12 protein-coding genes are annotated in these 17645 nt (G+C 48.3%); all 12 read left to right on the forward strand.

The features are described from left to right. Window positions 1-98: 98 nt before the first annotated feature. Window positions 99-1574, forward strand: a complete 1476-nt coding sequence (locus KIH86_RS13760; RefSeq protein ID WP_223110504.1) for an RICIN domain-containing protein — start codon at window positions 99-101, stop codon at window positions 1572-1574. A 199-nt stretch (window positions 1575-1773) separates the two neighbouring features. Continuing rightward, on the forward strand, window positions 1774-3609 hold the full coding sequence (locus KIH86_RS13765) for a cache domain-containing sensor histidine kinase (protein ID WP_223085484.1): 1836 nt from the start codon (window positions 1774-1776) through the stop codon (window positions 3607-3609). Continuing rightward, window positions 3590-5080: a response regulator transcription factor gene (locus KIH86_RS13770; protein ID WP_223085483.1), complete on the forward strand. Its 1491-nt coding sequence runs from the start codon at window positions 3590-3592 to the stop codon at window positions 5078-5080. The genes KIH86_RS13765 and KIH86_RS13770 overlap by 20 nt, the downstream gene beginning before the upstream one ends. Before the next feature lie 15 nt (window positions 5081-5095). Further along, on the forward strand, window positions 5096-6400 hold the full coding sequence (locus KIH86_RS13775) for an ABC transporter substrate-binding protein (protein WP_223085482.1): 1305 nt from the start codon (window positions 5096-5098) through the stop codon (window positions 6398-6400). Between the two features lie 173 nt (window positions 6401-6573). After that, entirely contained in the window at window positions 6574-7926 is a 1353-nt protein-coding gene (locus KIH86_RS13780; RefSeq protein ID WP_223085481.1) for an ABC transporter substrate-binding protein, read from the forward strand. A gap of 135 nt (window positions 7927-8061) precedes the next feature. After that, a complete protein-coding gene (locus KIH86_RS13785) occupies window positions 8062-8877 on the forward strand; it encodes a carbohydrate ABC transporter permease (RefSeq protein ID WP_223110506.1) in 816 nt (271 codons plus the stop codon). Beyond that, complete coding sequence (locus KIH86_RS13790) at window positions 8877-9704, forward strand: carbohydrate ABC transporter permease (protein ID WP_235775407.1); 828 nt, start codon at window positions 8877-8879, stop codon at window positions 9702-9704. Before KIH86_RS13785 ends, KIH86_RS13790 begins: the two co-directional genes overlap by 1 nt. Window positions 9705-9863: 159 nt before the next feature. Beyond that, window positions 9864-11153 carry an MFS transporter gene (locus KIH86_RS13795; RefSeq protein ID WP_223085478.1) on the forward strand — a complete coding sequence of 430 codons (1290 nt, stop codon included), beginning with the start codon at window positions 9864-9866 and terminating at the stop codon, window positions 11151-11153. 29 nt (window positions 11154-11182) lie between these two features. Beyond that, window positions 11183-13819, forward strand: a complete 2637-nt coding sequence (locus KIH86_RS13800) for an alpha-L-rhamnosidase (RefSeq protein ID WP_223085477.1) — start codon at window positions 11183-11185, stop codon at window positions 13817-13819. Between the two features lie 14 nt (window positions 13820-13833). Next, window positions 13834-14961 carry an AraC family transcriptional regulator gene (locus tag KIH86_RS13805; RefSeq protein WP_223110507.1) on the forward strand — a complete coding sequence of 376 codons (1128 nt, stop codon included), beginning with the start codon at window positions 13834-13836 and terminating at the stop codon, window positions 14959-14961. 134 nt (window positions 14962-15095) lie between these two features. After that, complete coding sequence (gene sigK / locus KIH86_RS13810) at window positions 15096-15797, forward strand: RNA polymerase sporulation sigma factor SigK (RefSeq protein WP_223085475.1); 702 nt, start codon at window positions 15096-15098, stop codon at window positions 15795-15797. A gap of 165 nt (window positions 15798-15962) precedes the next feature. After that, window positions 15963-17621 (forward strand): restriction endonuclease, encoded by a 1659-nt coding sequence (locus tag KIH86_RS13815; protein ID WP_223110508.1) that lies wholly within the window; start codon window positions 15963-15965, stop codon window positions 17619-17621. The last annotated feature ends 24 nt before the right edge of the window (window positions 17622-17645 follow it).

Consider the following 17645-nt stretch of genomic DNA (forward strand, 5'->3'; position numbering starts at 1 on the left):
TAGATTAATAGAATAGCTATGAGGAGGAGTTAATTGTGCAATGTTTTTCCAGAAAATCTTCCAGAAATCTGATTCTGTTATGTTCACTTATTGTCGCGATGATCATTAGCTTTCCGATTCAAGCAAGCGCTTACGGGCCATTGACGATGTATACCGCAGATTCATCAACATCAGTTCGATACGGAACGCTGTACCCGCATGCCATCCAGCTTAAGCATCAAAGCAATCCGTCTGATAACGGCAAGATGTATGCGACCTTTGAAAAATATACGGTAGCCCCTTTTACTTTTCCTGTATTTGAAAGTGTGGACAACGGTAAATCATGGACAAGACTTCCGGATGTAACAGATCAGGTCAACGGGTGGGGATTGAAGCAGGAGCCGCATCTGTTTGAACTTCCTGAAAGCGTTGGGGATATGCCTGCCGGGACGCTTCTGATGATTGGCAATTCGGAGCCTGTCGATGATTCGCAGACCAAGATCGATATATACAAGAGCAATGATCTCGGCAGAACATGGACATTTGCCAGCTCGGTAGCTTCAGGCGGAGCGGCAACCATGGGTACAAGCAGCGCGATATGGGAGCCGTACCTTATTTACGCTAACAATAAGCTGATTTGCTTTTATTCGGATGAACGCGGCATGGCCAGCGGAGGACAAAAAATTGTAGCACAGTCCTCGACCGATGGAGTAAATTGGAGCGCGCCTTTTGATGTGGTCAATTTCAGTTCTACAAATGTATCCTATCGTCCGGGCATGCCTGTAGTCGCGCAAATGGCTAACGGTCAATACATCATGGTCTATGAGTTTATTGGCAAGGCAAATGCGCCGGTTAATTTCAAAATTACATCCAATCCCGAAAGCTGGAATCCGACAGATCCGGGAACCACTTACGGTTATGGAGGAAGTCCCTATGTAGCGGTTATGAATGATGGTAAGGTGGTTGCCGGCTCCTACAGCACTACGGATATTTATGTGAACTCAAATAATGGTACAGGTACTTGGATTCGGCAGGCAACACCCATAGGCAACGGCTACAGACGTCTGCTGCTGCCGCTCATGAACGGCCGGTTGTTTGTAATGAATGGCGGTCCATTGAGAGAACCAGCTTTGAACTCGGTGACCTATGCAGACATGCCGGTGAACGGCGTGAGCGGCCAGCCCATTTACTTCAAAATCGTTAACCCTGCCACAGGGTTGGCCCTTGATGGGATGGGGAACACAACACCGGGGGCGGATGTCGATCAGTATCATCTTAATGATACCGATAACCAATTATGGTATAACGTAGACATCGGCAATGGCTATTTCAAAATTGTCAATAAAGCAACAGGTCTGAGACTGGATACAATGGGCCGGACAACGGACGGGTCCATCGTTGGTCAATACACGGACAGTTCCAGCTACAATCAACAATGGTCCATTGTCTCTCAAAGCGGCGACTATTGGAAAATAGTAAACCGCGCGACAGGCAAAGCTCTCGACACAGGTACACAAACCGGGGACGCAACCGCGATGCAGCAGTGGTCCAGCAGTTCCAGCAGCAATCAGCTCTGGCGTTACTCTTCTAACTAAGCGGTAAGCTAAGCAGCAAGAAATGTGAAGCTTACAGATTACTCTAAGCAAGCTCTTCCGGTGAGGTCATGCCGGAGAGCTTGCTGTCTTATTCTGCAGGGTGCTAATATTCAATCAAGAGTATAAGGTATAGCAGTTCAATTCATGGCAAGGGGGATTTATTTTTGAAAGCGCTTAACAAATTGTGGATGAGGATGAAATGAAGTACTGGAAGTCATGGAAGCTTCATACGAAGCTCGTGTTGAGCTTCTCCGTGATATTGGCTCTCTCTTTCATCGCTACCGGCGTGTTCTATTACTACAGCAGTGTTAATGAAGTCAAGAAGCAGTCGCTGCAGTTATTGGGTTCGAATAGCGCACAGGTCTCGCGTTCGATCGAACTCTTCACGGAAGATTTGGAGAAGCTGTCGTTATCCGTCTTCAATGATCCTGTCGTTCAACGGGCAGTGGGGCAGAATGAGAAACTGAGTCTATCGGAGCAAGCGGATCTGACCCAACAGGTAACGTCGCATCTTCTGAATTTGACGATGTCATGGCCTGATGTTCAGGGAATTTATCTGTACTCCGTTCAGCAGAAGGAATTAACCTACTTCTGGTCCAAGCGGAGCCCGCCTGTCGGTTATACCATCGACCAAGAGCCGTGGTATCCCTACGACGGGAAAGGACGAAGAACGCCATTCTTGCTATGGCCGACCATGAGAGAGAATACGATTACCAACTTTCTCGGGGAGCAGGTGTTCTCGCTTGTTCGTCCGATCAATCAAATTCCGACGGGGAAGCTGATCGGTTATATGAAAATCGATATTCATGCAGAGGTTTTTAACAATCTGGTCTCTTTACAGGCGGATAAATCTCCGGGTTCCAAGCTGTATATTACAACAGACGAAGACCAGGTTGTCTATGATAATCAGGACTTATTAACCGGCAAGAATATGTCCGGGATAAACGCGCCCGAGTTGTTGCAAGCCCGTTCGACAGGCACGATCAACTGGCAAGGACAAGACTATTTATATGGATTTTACCGTTCCGACTATACGCAATGGACAACTTTGATTCTAACGCCGATCAGCGCCATTACGAAGCAGCTGAAGGTTATCCGCAATACGGTCATGGGGATTGAAGCTGTCGTGCTGATCCTGGTTGTAGCAATCGCCTGGATTATTGCAACAGGCGTAACGCGACCCCTTCGCAAAATGATCGTCACGATGAAGCATGTGGAGCGCGGGGATTTCACTGTACGTGCGGAATACTCGGGTCACCGCAATGAAATCAGCTTGCTTGGTAAGGTTTTTAATAAGATGCTTGATAGCCTGCAAGAGATGATCACTAAGGTCTATATGGCTGAAATCAGGGAAAAGGACGCCAGGCTTGTAGCTCTACAAGCGCAGATCAATCCCCACTTTCTATTCAATACGCTTACGATTCTCAAATCGCTTGGAAGAAAGGGAGCTTCTGCTGATGTTGTTGAAGTGACGGAATCTTTAGCCCACTTGTTCCGCTATAGTCTGTATGATTGGGACCGAACCGTCGAATTAAGAGAGGAATTGCATCTGGTCAACAGCTATATCAAGATTCAGAAATACCGGTTTCAGGACCGGTTCGTATTCCAAAGCGATATTCCCGAGGAACTACTGGACGCGAAAGTGCTGCGCCTGATGATCCAGCCTCTCGTGGAGAATGCAATTGTACATGGATTGGAACACCGCAAAGAGGGCGGCATCGTGGCTGTCAGCGTCCGGAGCAACGGCGGAGTGTTGGAAATAAAAGTGACGGACAACGGAATCGGCATGGATGCTGGCATCCGGGAGAATCTTCGGAAGAAACTTGAGGAGACTCATTTGCGTGGATCTAGCATCCGTGATGAACATATGGGCATTGCCCTGGTCAATATTCAGAAGCGGCTGGTGCTTATTTACGGTAATGATTACGGTTTGACAATAGAGAATGGATTGGAAGGAGGGACAGCTGTGATTTTGAAACTGCCCTTTCAAAGAGAACGAAAAGAGGAGGAGCGGCATGAAGATCACACTGGTTGAAGATGAAGCGCTGGCGCTGGATGAACTGCGTTACTTAATGAATCCTTATGAATCTGCGCATACGGTCGTATGCTTTAAAAGTGGTGAAGAGGCTGTAGCAGATGCCAGGCTCTCCGCTCCCGATATCGTAATATCGGATATTCGCATGCCGGGGCTGAACGGATTAGGAGTGGTCGAAGAAATGATCGCCTTGCAGCCCAGAACGCAAGCCGTTATGCTGAGCGGCTACAATGACTTTGAATACGTGAGGACCGCGCTGAAGTTAGGCGCCAAGGAGTATTTGCTCAAGCCGGTACTTGAAGCCGAGCTGTATGCCGCCGTCGATCGAATGATCGTTGCCGCAAGAAAGGAAGAAGAAAAGAGCAGACTGGAGCTGCATTGGTCGTTATCGCGTTCCGTGCGAGGGATACTTGAAGGAGCGGATGACATCAGAAATGAGCTGGAAGGCGATTGGGTTCTGATCACTATGCTTCTCGAGAATTGGAACAGCTCTTATTTATGGCATCAGACCGGAATTTCTGCTTCTTCCATATCGTCCTGGCTCCGCGGCGAGGGCTATGCCGACACGGAATGCTTCGATATGGATGAGCATCTACGAATCGTCATGTGGCCCTTGGGTTCTTCGGAAAAAGAGGGGGTTATCCGCCAGCGAGTCAGCCTGCTGCACCAATATATTTGCTCGCAAGGGCTTGTGGTGCATAGCGTCTATCGGCATACAGCGGTACAACACTCATTGGCGGATACCTATAAACAATGTCTCCTTCAATTGGAATCTCAAGTACGCCTGGGTGAATCAACGTTCATGCAGATCGAGCAGCCTGTTCACGTTCAATCATTCTGGGACAGCGCCAGACGCATTGAACAGCATGTGAGAGAGCAGGATTATGCGAAGCTTCAGCTGGAGCTGAGAAGGATGATCGAAGGCCTGCGGCGGGAGCGCAAGACGCTCAAGCAAACTTCCGTTCTGCTTGCGGATTTCCTCTACGCGCTCAAATTTAAATTGAGCGATAGCCAATTCAATGCGGATCATGGAGGCGCGGATTCTCTATACGAATTCCTGAAGTCATGTCGAGAAGAGACTATGCTTGTGGAATGGCTATCGAGCAAGCTGGCAGCTCTGATGGCAGGGATCGAGAAGCCGACTCTGGAGCCGAAACAGATCATTCCTTCGATGATCGAGTATGCCCGGCAGCATTACGGAGAAGCTGTTCATCTCCAGGACTTTGCGGCCAGGCACCATGTCAGCGTCGGTTATTTGTCCAAGCTCTTCAAAACCGAGACAGGAGACAATTTCTCGGATTATATCATTCGTCTTCGGATGAACAAAGCCAGAGAGCTCCTGGACAACGGGTATACGAAAGTTGCGGAGATCGGTAAATTTGTGGGCTATGAAGATCCGAAATTCTTCAGTCAGACGTTTAAGCGATGGACGGGCGTTACCCCCCAAGAATATAGGCGCAAAGAAAAGTGAAACGGGGATGATGTTATGCGAAAAAGAACACTCAGCTCGCGGGCCTTCATCGCCATCGTATGCCTGTCCCTGTTCGTGACAGCATGTGGATTAGGAGGAGATCATGCTGTTTCACCGGATAAAGGAACAGAGGTTGTAACGTTAAAAATGGTTCATTGGATCGGAACGGAAGCAGGTCCTGTAGTGAGCGAGATCAACGAGAGATTTCATCAGAAATACCCCAATATTACGATCCAAGTCGAATATGCGCCTGTCGATCAATACCAGAGTCTGATTCGGAGCCGTTTTGTAGCTGGAGGAGCCCCCGATCTTGTAGGCATTTTTCCGGGCACATGGAAGGACCCCTTCGTGCAAGCCGGGTATTTGATGGACTTGAGCGGGAGCCCGTGGGAGTCGAGACTGCAAGATGATGCGTTAAAAATCATGGAAACAGGCGGCAAATTATACGCCATGCCCATTAACCGCAATGTGATCGGAGTATTGTACGACAAGCAGCTATTTCGCTCTGAAGGTTACACCATTCCGAAATCATGGGATGAGTTCCTGGCTTTATGCGAGAAGATCAAGCACAGTGGAGTAACTCCACTTGCACTAGGCATCAAGGATCAATGGGTCACGCAGATTATCCCGTTCGCAATGGCCGCCTCTTCGATCTATCTTGAAGATCCTGGGTTCGATAAAGAACTGTACGAAGGCCAGGCATCTTTCAGCAGCTCGGCATGGAAGCAGATATTTAAGGACTATATGAGTTTGAAGCAAAAAGGATATTTTAACGAAGGATATATTGGGACGACATATGATCAAATGGTACAGATGTTGGCCAAAGGCCAAGCTGCGATGATGATTATGGGCAATTGGTCGCTTGGGCCAATCGAATTGACGAATCCCAAGGCAGAGATCGGCATGTTCCCGCTGCCTTATGTGCAGAAGGATGAGCCGATTGGAACGTCATCCGGCGTCAGCATCGGTATCGGGATATCCAGCTCAACGTCATATCCGGAAGAAGCACAGAAGTATTTGGACTTCTGGAGCGAGCCTGAGATTAATGCGCTCTTCCTGGAGAGAACCCATTCCTTCTCTGTCTATAAGGATATACATCCGGAGCTCGTTCCGGCGCAGAGGGAGATTGAACCAGCGTTTCAAGGCTCAACCTATTCGTTTCCGGACCAGAACTGGCCGCCAGGTGTTCAAAATACTCTCTTCCAATCGGTACAGAACATCTTGACCAGGGAAGGGGAGCATACGATCGACCAGGCGCTTGGCGAATTAGACCGGGCTTATGCGCAGAACAAATCCAAGCTCTACTATGATGTTCCCTAGCTTATCGGCAACTGGGGCAATTAGGTCAGCCAGAAACTTCTGGCTGGCCTATTGTTGTTGGTGCATAAGAAGGCAAATGAACCTACCCAAAAGGGAAAACAACTCGGCAGTTCTCGTAGGGGCCTCAAGCTAAACTAGGAATGTAAGCGATTAACTTCTGGGAGGTCATTACAATGTCAGCAAGAACAAAAACATTATTCAGCATTGTCGCACTAGTCTCGATGTTGTCCCTAGCCTTAATGGGCTGCGGAAACGGCGGGGATAATTCATCCAACCAAGGAGCTGCAAGCGCGGTCCCTGGCGCAAGTTCGAAGCCGGGCGCGTCGAACGCTACGACAACAGGTGACGACAAACCGGTTACGCTCAAGATGCTTCACTTTATGGAAGCCGAAGCAGGTCCGACGCTCAAAGAAATTAACAAGCGTTTCCATGAAAAATATCCGAATATAACAATCGAATACGAGAATGCTCCCGTCGATCAATATCAAACCTTAATTCGGACAAGATTTGCTTCAGGTGATGCGCCTGACCTTCTCGGCGTGTTCCCGGGAACCTGGAAGAAGCCGTTTGTCGAATCGGGCTACTTGATGGATCTGTCCGACCGGCCTTGGGTTTCTCGCCTGCAAGAAGGTGCCAAAGAGATGGAGAGCCAGGACGGTAAAGTCTACGCGCTGCCGCTGGATCAGAATGCGATCGGCGTTGTCTATAACAAGAAGATCTTCTCGGACCTTGGGTTGTCCATTCCCCAGAACTGGGATGAATTCCTTGCACTTTGCGAGAAGCTCAAGGCGGAGAAGATTACACCGCTTGCGATCGGCAACAAAGACCTGTGGGTCACGCAATTGATTCCTTATGCTATGGCGCCATCGGCAATCTATCGTGACAATCCGGCTTTCGATCAGGAAATGTATGAGGGTAAGGCAACATTCGCCGATTCGGCATGGACGAAAATCATGCAAGACTACGTGATGCTTGACGAGAAGGGATATTTCAACAAAGGGGTCCTGGGAACAAGCTACGATCAAATGGTTCAATTGATGGCAACGGGCAAGGCGGGGATGATGGTTATGGGCAACTGGGCTTTGCCGGCCGTGCTGGCCGTGAATCCGGATGTGGATCTGGGCATGTTCCCCTTACCGTATGCTGCACCTGGCGAGAAGGTATTGGTGTCCTCTGCAATCGCGCTTGGCATCGGAGCCTCCGCCAAGACCGAACATCCGGAAGAAGTCAAGAAGTATATCGACTTCTGGGCAGAACCGGAGAACAACGAGCTGCTGCTCAAGCAGGCTCAAGCCTTCCCTGTTTTTACAGATGTCAATCCGGACCTTGGCGCGACGCTGAAAGAGCTTCTCCCTTATCTGAATGCGGGAACGTATAGCTTCCTCGATCAAAATTGGCCGCAGGGCGTGCAGGAAACGATGTTCACTGGCATCCAGAAGGTTCTTGTCGATGGAGGCAAGACTTACCCGATTGACAACATGCTGAAAGACATGGATAAGGTGTTCACAGAGAAGAAAGACCAATAGGACAACTCAGCAGTAATCATAATGCGGACTGGGAGGGGGTATCCCCTCCTGATCCGGATAGAAACAGAGGGATTGAGGATGAAAAAACCAGGACTACAGATTTTATTCATGCTGCCGGCTTTCCTTATCTTTAGTGTGTTCATCGTAATTCCGATGTTGAGCAGCTTTTATTTCAGTTTGACGGATTGGAACGGCTTGAATCCCCACTCTCATTTTATTGGTCTCAAGAATTATCAGAATATAATCCACGACTCCGAAGTTTGGATTGCGTTGAAGAACACGATTATCTTTGCCATTCTGGTAACCGTTCTTCAGAACATTTTGTCATTAGTGCTTGCTATGCTGCTGGACGGAGCAGGCTGGCTCGCTCGTTTCTTGCGGGTGTTCTACCTCATACCTGCTTTATTAAGCGCCCTTGCAATCGGATTTGTCTGGAGCTATATGTATAACCCGGTGTTCGGCGTCATCAACATGGCTTTGGAAAATATCGGACTTGGCTCATGGGCGCAAGATTGGCTCGGAGATCCCAAGTGGTCGATGTACAGCGTCGTGTTCACAAATATTTGGCAGTGGACCGGACTCTCGCTGGTCATCTATTTGGCGGGACTTCAGGCGATTCCGGGAGACCTGTACGAAGCTGCGGATATCGACGGGGCCAATCGGTGGCATCAATTCAAACAGATTACATTTCCGCTCATCGCTCCGGCCTTCACCGTGAATATTCTGATCTCCATTATCGGAAGCTTTAAGGTATTCGATATTATTTTCGTCATGACCAAAGGAGGACCGGGGACGGCTACGGAGTCACTCGCAATCCTGCTATATAAGAAAGCGTTCAATTACAATGAGATGGGCTACGGGACTGCAATCGCCATTGTCATGTTCTTCATTATTCTCTTCATCTCAGTCATTCAGCTACGAATTCTTCGCAGAAGGGAGATTGAAGCGTGATGAAAGGAAATGCCGCCATCCGTACCCTATCCGGTTTTGTATTGTTCATTTGGGCCCTCATTGTTGCACTGCCGCTTACCCTATTGGTCACCGTCACCGTCAAGTCCCCTCAGGATCTTCTGAAGTCGCCGTTTGCGCTTCCGGAAAAATGGATGTGGAGCAACTTCTCGGAGGCATGGAAGACGGCGCATCTTCTGAATTCCTTCGGCAACAGCATCATTATTACGGCATTCTCTCTTGCTGGAGTCGTCCTGGTCAGCGCTTTTGCCGCTTATCCGATTGCAAGAGCCAAGTCCAGAATGATTAATGCGTTCTACTTCTATTTCATATCCGGCATTATGATTCCGTTCCAGCTGAGCATGATACCGCTCTACAAGCTGCTAAAGACACTGCACTTAATCAACACGCATCAGGGCATCATATTCATATACATCGCCATGACCATTCCATTTTCGATCTTTCTGTATACGGGCTTCCTCAAAGGCATCCCGAAAGAACTCGAAGAGTCGGCGCTGATCGATGGGTGCGGGCCTGTTAGAACCTTCCTGACCATCGTACTCCCGCTGTTAAAGCCAGTTACCGCTTCGATTGTCATTACTAACAGTCTCACGATCTGGAACGATTTTCTTGTACCTCTGCTATTCTTGCAGGCAAGCGAGAAACGCACCATTCCCATCTCGATTTTCACGTTCACCGGACAATACAATAACAACTGGGCTATGATCTTCTCGGCCATTGTACTGGGCACATTGCCGCTTCTGATCACCTTCCTGCTGCTGCAGAAACACTTTATCAAAGGAATTGTCGGCGGCGCAGTGAAGGGCTAAATAGCAGAAGAATAAGGTCATATAAAACCAATAAGATGCAACAGTGACACTCTGTGAGCGCGAATTTATACTAGGAATGTATTAAGAAAGCGCTATCTAATACATCTATTAACGAAATGAACAAGAGACAATATTATTTTGTAGTGGGAGGATTTCACCATGCAATCTCACAGCAAGGATCTTAACTGGTCCTTAGTCATTAACGCAAGCATCGCATCTTATCTGGATGCAGGTTTGCTGGTATCTGCCGGTATCGCATTAGCTATCTGGCCGCAGCAATTCAACATTGGTCCCTGGATGGCCGGATTTATCAGCACACTGCTCACACTTTCGGTGGCCTTTGGATCTTTTGTAGGCGGTTACTTATCCGATAAGTTCGGCCGCACCCGGGTGTTCAACCTGGATATTCTATTTGTCGTTATCGGAACTGCGATTATTGCTTTTGCCCCGTCTCTGCCCTGGCTGATGAGCGGGCTGGTCATCGCCGGAATTGCTTCCGGAGCCGATTTGCCGACTTCGCTTGCCGTTATTTCCGAACGGACCTCAGATGACAAGCACGGCAAAGCGATGACCGTCACCGAGATTTTTTGGATCGGCGGGATCGTTCTTTCGCAAGGGTTGGGATTTTTAACAGCCGGACTTGGAACGTTGAGTAACCGGTTCTTGTTTCTGTGGCTGGCGCTGGTTGCGCTCGTCACTTGGCTGATCCGTGTGTTCTCGCCGCGTTTCAAGCAGATTGAAGAAGAAGCCTTGTGGAAAAATCCGGACCCATCGTCCAATCCCACGGCTGATAATCAGAAGATTTCCCTGCTGGCCTTGCTTAAAGTTCCCCGTTATCTTGCGCCCATGATCATGCTGGCCGGCTTCTACCTGTTCTGGAATCTGCCGGCTAATACTTGGGGATCGTTTCTGAATTATTTTCTTGTAACCGTTGACAACCGCAGCCAGTCGTTTGCTACGTTGGTCGCTTTTGTAGCGAACATCCTGGGCGTATTCGTCCTCTACTTTATTTATATGAAATTCGCCGATACGAAGTACCGGTACCGGATGATGCATATCGGCTTGGCCCTGTGTATTCTTTCATTTATCGTCTCGGCGGCGTTCGGCGGCGTTTGGTATATGTTCACAGCATGCTATGTTCTGTACTGTATGGCCAATATGCTTCACGGCGAGCCGCTCTATAAAATCTGGAGCCAGACATTATATCCGGCTAATGTACGTGCAACTGTAACCGGATTCACCTATGCGTCTGTCCGCTTGCTCACTGCTGTGTTCTCATTGGTGACTCCGGTAATCATGAACTACTCCCCAACGCTCTTAATGTGGCTGCTCGCAGGATCATTGTTGGTCTGCTGGATCTGCGGCAAATCCATCATCCGCTTCATTGTGAAGAAAGACATCGCCGACACGGCGCTGAGAGATAACCCTGCCACTTCTACTAATCTTTAAGGACAATAGGTAAGGGGGAGAATGGAAAATTGAGTGATACAATGACCAAGCCGCTAAATCTGCGAGCCGAACATTTTACCGGAAATATATTGGGCCTGGGCACAAGTACTCCGCGGCTTTCGTGGCAGTATGACGGAGTGGTGCCTGACGGTGCACAAGCTGTGATTCAAATAACACGCAATATGCCGGGCGTTTCTGCGATAATTGAAACGGCGGAGGTTGATGCTGTTCAAAATCTTCTGCACCCTTGGCAATTTGCAGAGCTGAGATCACGCGAACAAGTGACCGTCACTATAAAGCTGGTGACACCAAGCCACTCATCCGGCTGGTCGGAAGAATTAACATTTGAAACCGGTTTATTACATCCATATGAGCGGGAAGCAGCCTTTGTTGGCCCTTCCTGGCTCGAAGGAGAAACCGATCACCGCCATCTGCCGCTCGTTCGCACTGAATTTAGGCTGAAAGAGGCCCCCGTATATGCCCGCCTGTACCTCTCGGCATTAGGACTGGTTGAAGCCGAAGTGAACGGCAATAAAGTCGGCCAAGATATTCTCACTCCCGGATGGACTTGCTATGATCATCGGATTGAGTGCTGGACGTACGACATTACTAACGATCTGCATGCTGGTCAGAACGCGTTGGGCTTCTGGCTTGGCGACGGATGGTACCGTGGACGCATCGGCTTCAAGGGCGGCCAAGCCAACCTATACGGCGACCGGATCGGCGTGTTTGCCCAAATCGAGATCACATATGCCGATGGTACATGTGAGTCGATTTATTCCAACTCCTGGGATAGCACTTGGAAGACGGCTCCCGGACCCATTCTTCACTCGGATTTATGCGAAGGTGAGACATACGATGCCCGCTTGGAAGCAGAAGGCTGGTCGAAAGCAAACTTTGATGATCGCGATTGGCTGCCGGTTGCCCAAATTCCTTTTGATAATCAAAAAATCCAGTTTCCGAAGCTTCCACCTGTTCGGGAAACGGGGTCTCACCCCATAGTTTCTGTTTCCAAATTAAGCGAGGACGCTAATGGGAAGACCAGTTGGCTGCTGGATTTCGGGCAAAATTGTACGCAGCGATTGCGGCTGCATCTGCATGATTTGCAGTCCGGCGACACCGTGTCTATCAGGCATGCCGAAGTCTTGAATCAGGATGGAACTCTTGCCATGCAGCCGCTGCGCCGGGGAAAGCAATCGGATGTGTTCATTTCAAATGGACAGGATGCCTTCTGGGAGCCGAGGTTTGCTATTCACGGGTTCCAGTATGCCGAAATATCCGGTTGGAGCGGCGAGCTATCGGCTGAGGATGTGGAATGCCGGGTGTATTATTCAGATATGGAACCGGCAGGCTGGTTCGAGTCTTCGAATCAATTAGTCAACCGGCTGCATGAGAACGTGCTGTGGTCGATGAAGTCCAATTTTGTCTCCATTCCGACCGACTGTCCGCAACGCGACGAACGGCTCGGCTGGACAGGCGATATTGCTCTTTTTGCACCGACAGCCGCTTATCTATACGAGGTATCCGGTTTTCTGTCACATTGGCTGGAAGACGTGCGGCATGAGCAGCAGCGTGTTGGTACGGTGCCGTTCTATGTGCCTTATCTGCGTCTGGCAGAATGGTCCAATCCGCAGGCTATTGCGATTTGGGGCGATGCAGCCGTGCTTGTCCCGTGGGCCATTTACATGGCCGATGGCGATAAGAAACAGCTCAAGGAGCACTATTACTTAGCTAAAGCATGGGTCGATGAAGTTCGAACCTATCTGTCCGTTGATGGCGTTTGGGATCGTAAGCCGCAATATGTGCTTGGTCAACTGGGCGACTGGCTGGACCCTTCGGCGCCGGCAGACGACCCAACGCTTGCCATTACAGAAAAAGAACTGGTTGCCACTGCCTTTTTCGCCTACAGCTGCCGCCTATTGGCATCGATGGTGCAAGAACTAAATGTGGGCGCAGACGAAGGCACCTACCGGAAGTTAGCCGAGCATGTCAAGACCGGGTTCGTGAACCGCTTTGTTAAGGCCAACGGACTGATGACGTCGGATTCACAGTGCGCCTATGCATTGGCCATTGCATTCGGGCTCTTAGATGATCAGGAGAATCTAAAATCCATTGCCGGAAATCGCTTGGCTGAATTAGTCCGTGAGTCGGACGGCAAGATCAGCACCGGTTTTGCCGGAACCCCCTATGTGCTGCCGGCGCTTACAGAAACCGGTCATTTGAAGGAAGCCTATCAGCTGTTCCTGTCTGAAGAATGTCCGGGCTGGCTGTATCAAATTAAAATGGGCGGCACTACTACCTGGGAACGTTGGGATTCGATGCTTCCGGACGGAACGGTTAATCCGGGCGTTATGACCTCATTCAATCACTATTCGCTCGGTTCGGTGGCTGATTGGATGCATGCAACAATCGGCGGATTAAAGCCAGTGGAACCCGGCTGGGAAGTATTCGAAGTCAATCCGCAGCCGGGAGGCGGGATTATCAGTGCCCAGACGGCCCACCAAACGCCGTTTGGACGTGCCAGTGTATCCTGGAAGCTGGATAAAGACATGATAAACATCAAGATAACCGTTCCATTTGGAACAACTGCACGAGTCAAGCTGCCAAGGCAAGACGAAATTCTGGAACTGTCAGGCGGGGATCATCAGATAGAAGCGCATTATTGATATGTTGGAGAGGGATGATCAGCTTGGAAACGTCACATATCATTTCACAGCTGTCGGCACTTGAACCGGCTGAACAAGCCTACCAACATCTATACGTTGCTAATCCTTACGATGACATAGATCCGGTTTCAAGCTGGGATGATTTCGAAGAACACTACCGGCAATTGGCAGCTAAAGAATATATCTCATTTCCCGACGCGCCTATTTCGGATATCGCAACGCGCTTTTATGAGCATCAATTTTTCTCGCAGCCGGCTCCGCTGCTTAGCGATTTTACGGCGGATCAGATGAACGAACTCATTTATCCTCCCCATATGGATTCAGGAGTTGTTGCTTTTAAGCATCTCCGCTACTTGCCGCCTTTTTTGCATAGTCTGGAATTTGTTAAACTTGTCTATGTGGTTAGCGGCCGCTGTTACTTCTATTTAAAGGGACAGAAGAGGATGATTCCGGCGGGGGGCTTAATCATTGTTGGCCCAAATGTGCAGCAAGCATTCTATGCCAATCATGATGAGGACCTGGTGATCAATGTGATCATGAGACGCTCCACGTTTGAGAATGCCTTTTCGCCGCTGCTCATGGAGAGAAATCAAATTTCGGATTTTTTCTGGCAGATGCTTTACGTGAAGAATTTTTCTCATGTACTGTTGTTTCAATGCAACGCAGACTCCGAAATCAAAAAATTGCTGTTGAATTTGTACGCCGAATCTCAATTAGAACCGAATAAAAGTTTAATCATTATGAACAGCTATGTTCTGCTGCTATTCGGGCAGCTTATCCGTTACCATCTGGATCAAGTCCAATCCTTAACCGGTGACGCACATAAGCATACGATTTCGCTAATTCTGCGATATATCCGAAATAATTACCAAACGGCAGACCTGTCGATGCTTGCGCAGCATTTCAATCTAAGCAAAGGGTATCTGAGCCGATACATCAAAGCAGAAACAGGGTATTCTTTTTCCGCACTTTTACAGCAGTTGAGAATGAAGGAGGCCGCAGATATTTTGAAGAATTCCTCCATCAGTATTGAAGAAATTGTCGCAAGCGTCGGCTATACGGATATTAGCAACTTTTACCGTAAATTCAAGCTCTTGTTCGGTACAACACCTAGCGAATTCCGCAAGCATTATAGGGAGTGACCGCATAAGTTTTTTGCCGCTGTTTTTAGCGGTACTGGCACTTGTAGGCACCTGCCCACATACAATGAACTGACCGTGAACCCGTAAGTCTTGCTGACCGGTTTCATTGTACACGTGCGGGAGGTGTCGCCAAGGTGTCCGGATTCTTAAGCGCGATCGCGCTGCTGATCAAGGAACTGACGCTGCTGGTATCGTATGTAAGGAACAATGCGTTTCCGCAGCCGCTGACGGAGGAAGAAGAGAGTCGATACTTAGGGATGATGGCGGAGGGAGACGCCAAGGCCCGAAACATGCTGATTGAACATAACCTGCGGCTCGTTGCGCATATCGTCAAGAAATTCGACAATACCGGAGAGGACATGGAGGATCTCATCTCCATCGGGACGATTGGGCTGATCAAAGCTATCGAGAGCTACCGGCCGAATAAAGGGACGAAGCTCGCGACATTCGCCGCCCGCTGTATCGAGAACGAGATCCTCATGCATCTTCGTTCGCTGAAGAAGACCCGCAAGGATGTGTCGCTCCACGATCCGATCGGGACGGATAAAGAGGGCAACGAGATTACGCTTATCGATATTCTGGGCTCGGATACGGATGATGTCATCAAGGAAGTGGACCTGAAGATTGAGAAGAGCAAGATTTACCGCAACCTCGACATCCTGGATGACCGGGAAAAAGAGGTGGTGGTCGGCCGCTTCGGCCTGGACACCGGCGGGGAGGAGCGCACGCAGCGGGAGATTGCCAAGGAGCTGGGGATTTCGCGGAGCTACGTGTCGCGCATAGAGAAGAGAGCGCTCATGAAGCTGTATCATGAGTTTTATAAGGCGAAGCGGTGATACTATCGAGTCTGTCTATAGGCAGACTCTTTTTGTTGTCGATATTCAGACGTATAGTTCAAAAGAAATATGTAAAAAGTAGGATTTACATGTAAAATGATTGAATCTTGATGTTATAATTTGGATAAACATAATCCTATTATTGCGTAATCTGGAGGGGTAAAAGTGGCTCGTAGTTTAGGAAGTACAGTTAATAAAATTATTAGGGAAACTGCAAAAGCGCAGCGTGCAGCTGAACGATCAAGGAATGCCGCTATTCGTGAACAGGAAAGGGTTTTAAGGCTGCAGAGGCAATATGAACGTGAGAGCGAGCGTGCAATTAAACAGTCTATCCGTGAACAAAAGGCATTTGAAAAAGAACAAAAGGCGCTATACATAGAAGGACGTAAAGAAGAAACGAATGATTATAATGAAGAGATTCTTTACCGGCTGAATGAATTTAAATCAATTATCAATGAAACGCTTAGTGTGGACGACAAGATCTCATTTGAATCGCTTTATAAGAAGGATGAACATCCTGAGTACGTTGAGCCCTATGTTAAGCCAATTCCAGCTAATCCGGTACCAGTGCGGGAAAGCTTTTTTGCTGGTGTGGCTATGGAAGCCTCTTTTATTGAGAAGGTCATAGGCCTCGGGAAAAAAGCGCGCCTAAGATCTATTGAAGCAGCGGAGAATGCATATAACTATGCTCTTCACAATTATGAGTCCGCCGAAACTAAAATAAATGAACTGGTTAAGGAAAATGAAATATTCCTCAGTTCTGCAAGAGCAGAATATGACAAGGCTAAACGTTTGTATCTGGAAGAATTAGCATCTTATAATAGCTCCATTGATGATTTTAAAATTAGTTATTTCAATAAAGATAAAGAAGCGATTGAAGCTTACAGCACGCTGGTTCTAGAACGTTCGAATTACAGTGATATTTTTCCGCAAGCCTTTAACCTGTTTTATTTGGAAGAGAGTAAAGAATTATTAGTAGAGTACGAATTACCGGATGTGACTGCTGTACCGCAGAATAAGGAATATAAGTATACACAGAGCCGGGATGAGATTAAAGGGGTTCCTTTTAAATCTAAGGAAATGAATGAAATCTACTCTACGCTTGTGGCTTCCATAGCTCTCCGTACGCTCCATGAGCTTTTTGAAGCAGACCAAAGCAACCATTTGGATTCTGTTGTGTTCAATGGAGTGGTATCTACAGTGGACTTAAGCACGGGGCTCGATATCCGGCCCTGTATTTTAACCATTCAGACACGGAAAGACGAATTCATGAAGTTCGATCTCGCCAGAGTAGATATTCTTGCATGTGTAAAAGGCCTCAAAGCACAGCTCTCCCCTTCAGCAACTGAACTCACCCCTGTCAAACCAATTGTCGATCTTGTCATGTACGATAAACGATTTGTAAATGAAAGAGATATGATAGCTACGCTTGATACACGAACCAACCTTTTGGAGATGGACCCTTTTGATTTTGAACATTTAGTATGCAACTTGTTTTCGAAAATTGGACTTGAATCCAAACTGACACGCTCTAGCCGAGACGGTGGAGTGGATGTGATAGCATTTGACCCACGTCCGGTATTTGGGGGGAAATACGTGATTCAGGCAAAAAGATATAAGAATACTGTAGAGGTAGCTGCAGTCCGCGACTTATACGGTACCATGATGAACGAAAACGCATCGAAGGGAATTTTGGTTACCACCTCAACATATGGACCCGATGCCAGAAGCTTTGCCAAGGACAAGCCTATTGAGTTAATTGATGGCCGGGTGCTTTTGCATATGTTAGAGGAGCAGGGGATTTATGCGAAGATTCAGTTATGAACTTTGTGAAGATTCCGTAAAGAG

It is taken from the genome of Paenibacillus sinensis (genome assembly GCF_019904155.1).
Lineage (GTDB): Bacteria > Bacillota > Bacilli > Paenibacillales > Paenibacillaceae > Paenibacillus_AQ > Paenibacillus_AQ sinensis.

What these genes read in the sequence shown, in the direction of transcription:
- KIH86_RS13760 (WP_223110504.1), top strand. Translation starts at nt 99, where the DNA reads ATGATCATTAGCTTTCCGATTCAAGCAAGCGCTTACGGGCCATTGACG.
- KIH86_RS13765 (WP_223085484.1), top strand. Translation starts at nt 1,774, where the DNA reads ATGAAGTACTGGAAGTCATGGAAGCTTCATACGAAGCTCGTGTTGAGC.
- KIH86_RS13770 (WP_223085483.1), top strand. Translation starts at nt 3,590, where the DNA reads ATGAAGATCACACTGGTTGAAGATGAAGCGCTGGCGCTGGATGAACTG.
- KIH86_RS13775 (WP_223085482.1), top strand. Translation starts at nt 5,096, where the DNA reads ATGCGAAAAAGAACACTCAGCTCGCGGGCCTTCATCGCCATCGTATGC.
- KIH86_RS13780 (WP_223085481.1), top strand. Translation starts at nt 6,574, where the DNA reads ATGTCAGCAAGAACAAAAACATTATTCAGCATTGTCGCACTAGTCTCG.
- KIH86_RS13790 (WP_235775407.1), top strand. Translation starts at nt 8,877, where the DNA reads ATGAAAGGAAATGCCGCCATCCGTACCCTATCCGGTTTTGTATTGTTC.
- KIH86_RS13795 (WP_223085478.1), top strand. Translation starts at nt 9,864, where the DNA reads ATGCAATCTCACAGCAAGGATCTTAACTGGTCCTTAGTCATTAACGCA.
- KIH86_RS13805 (WP_223110507.1), top strand. Translation starts at nt 13,834, where the DNA reads ATGATCAGCTTGGAAACGTCACATATCATTTCACAGCTGTCGGCACTT.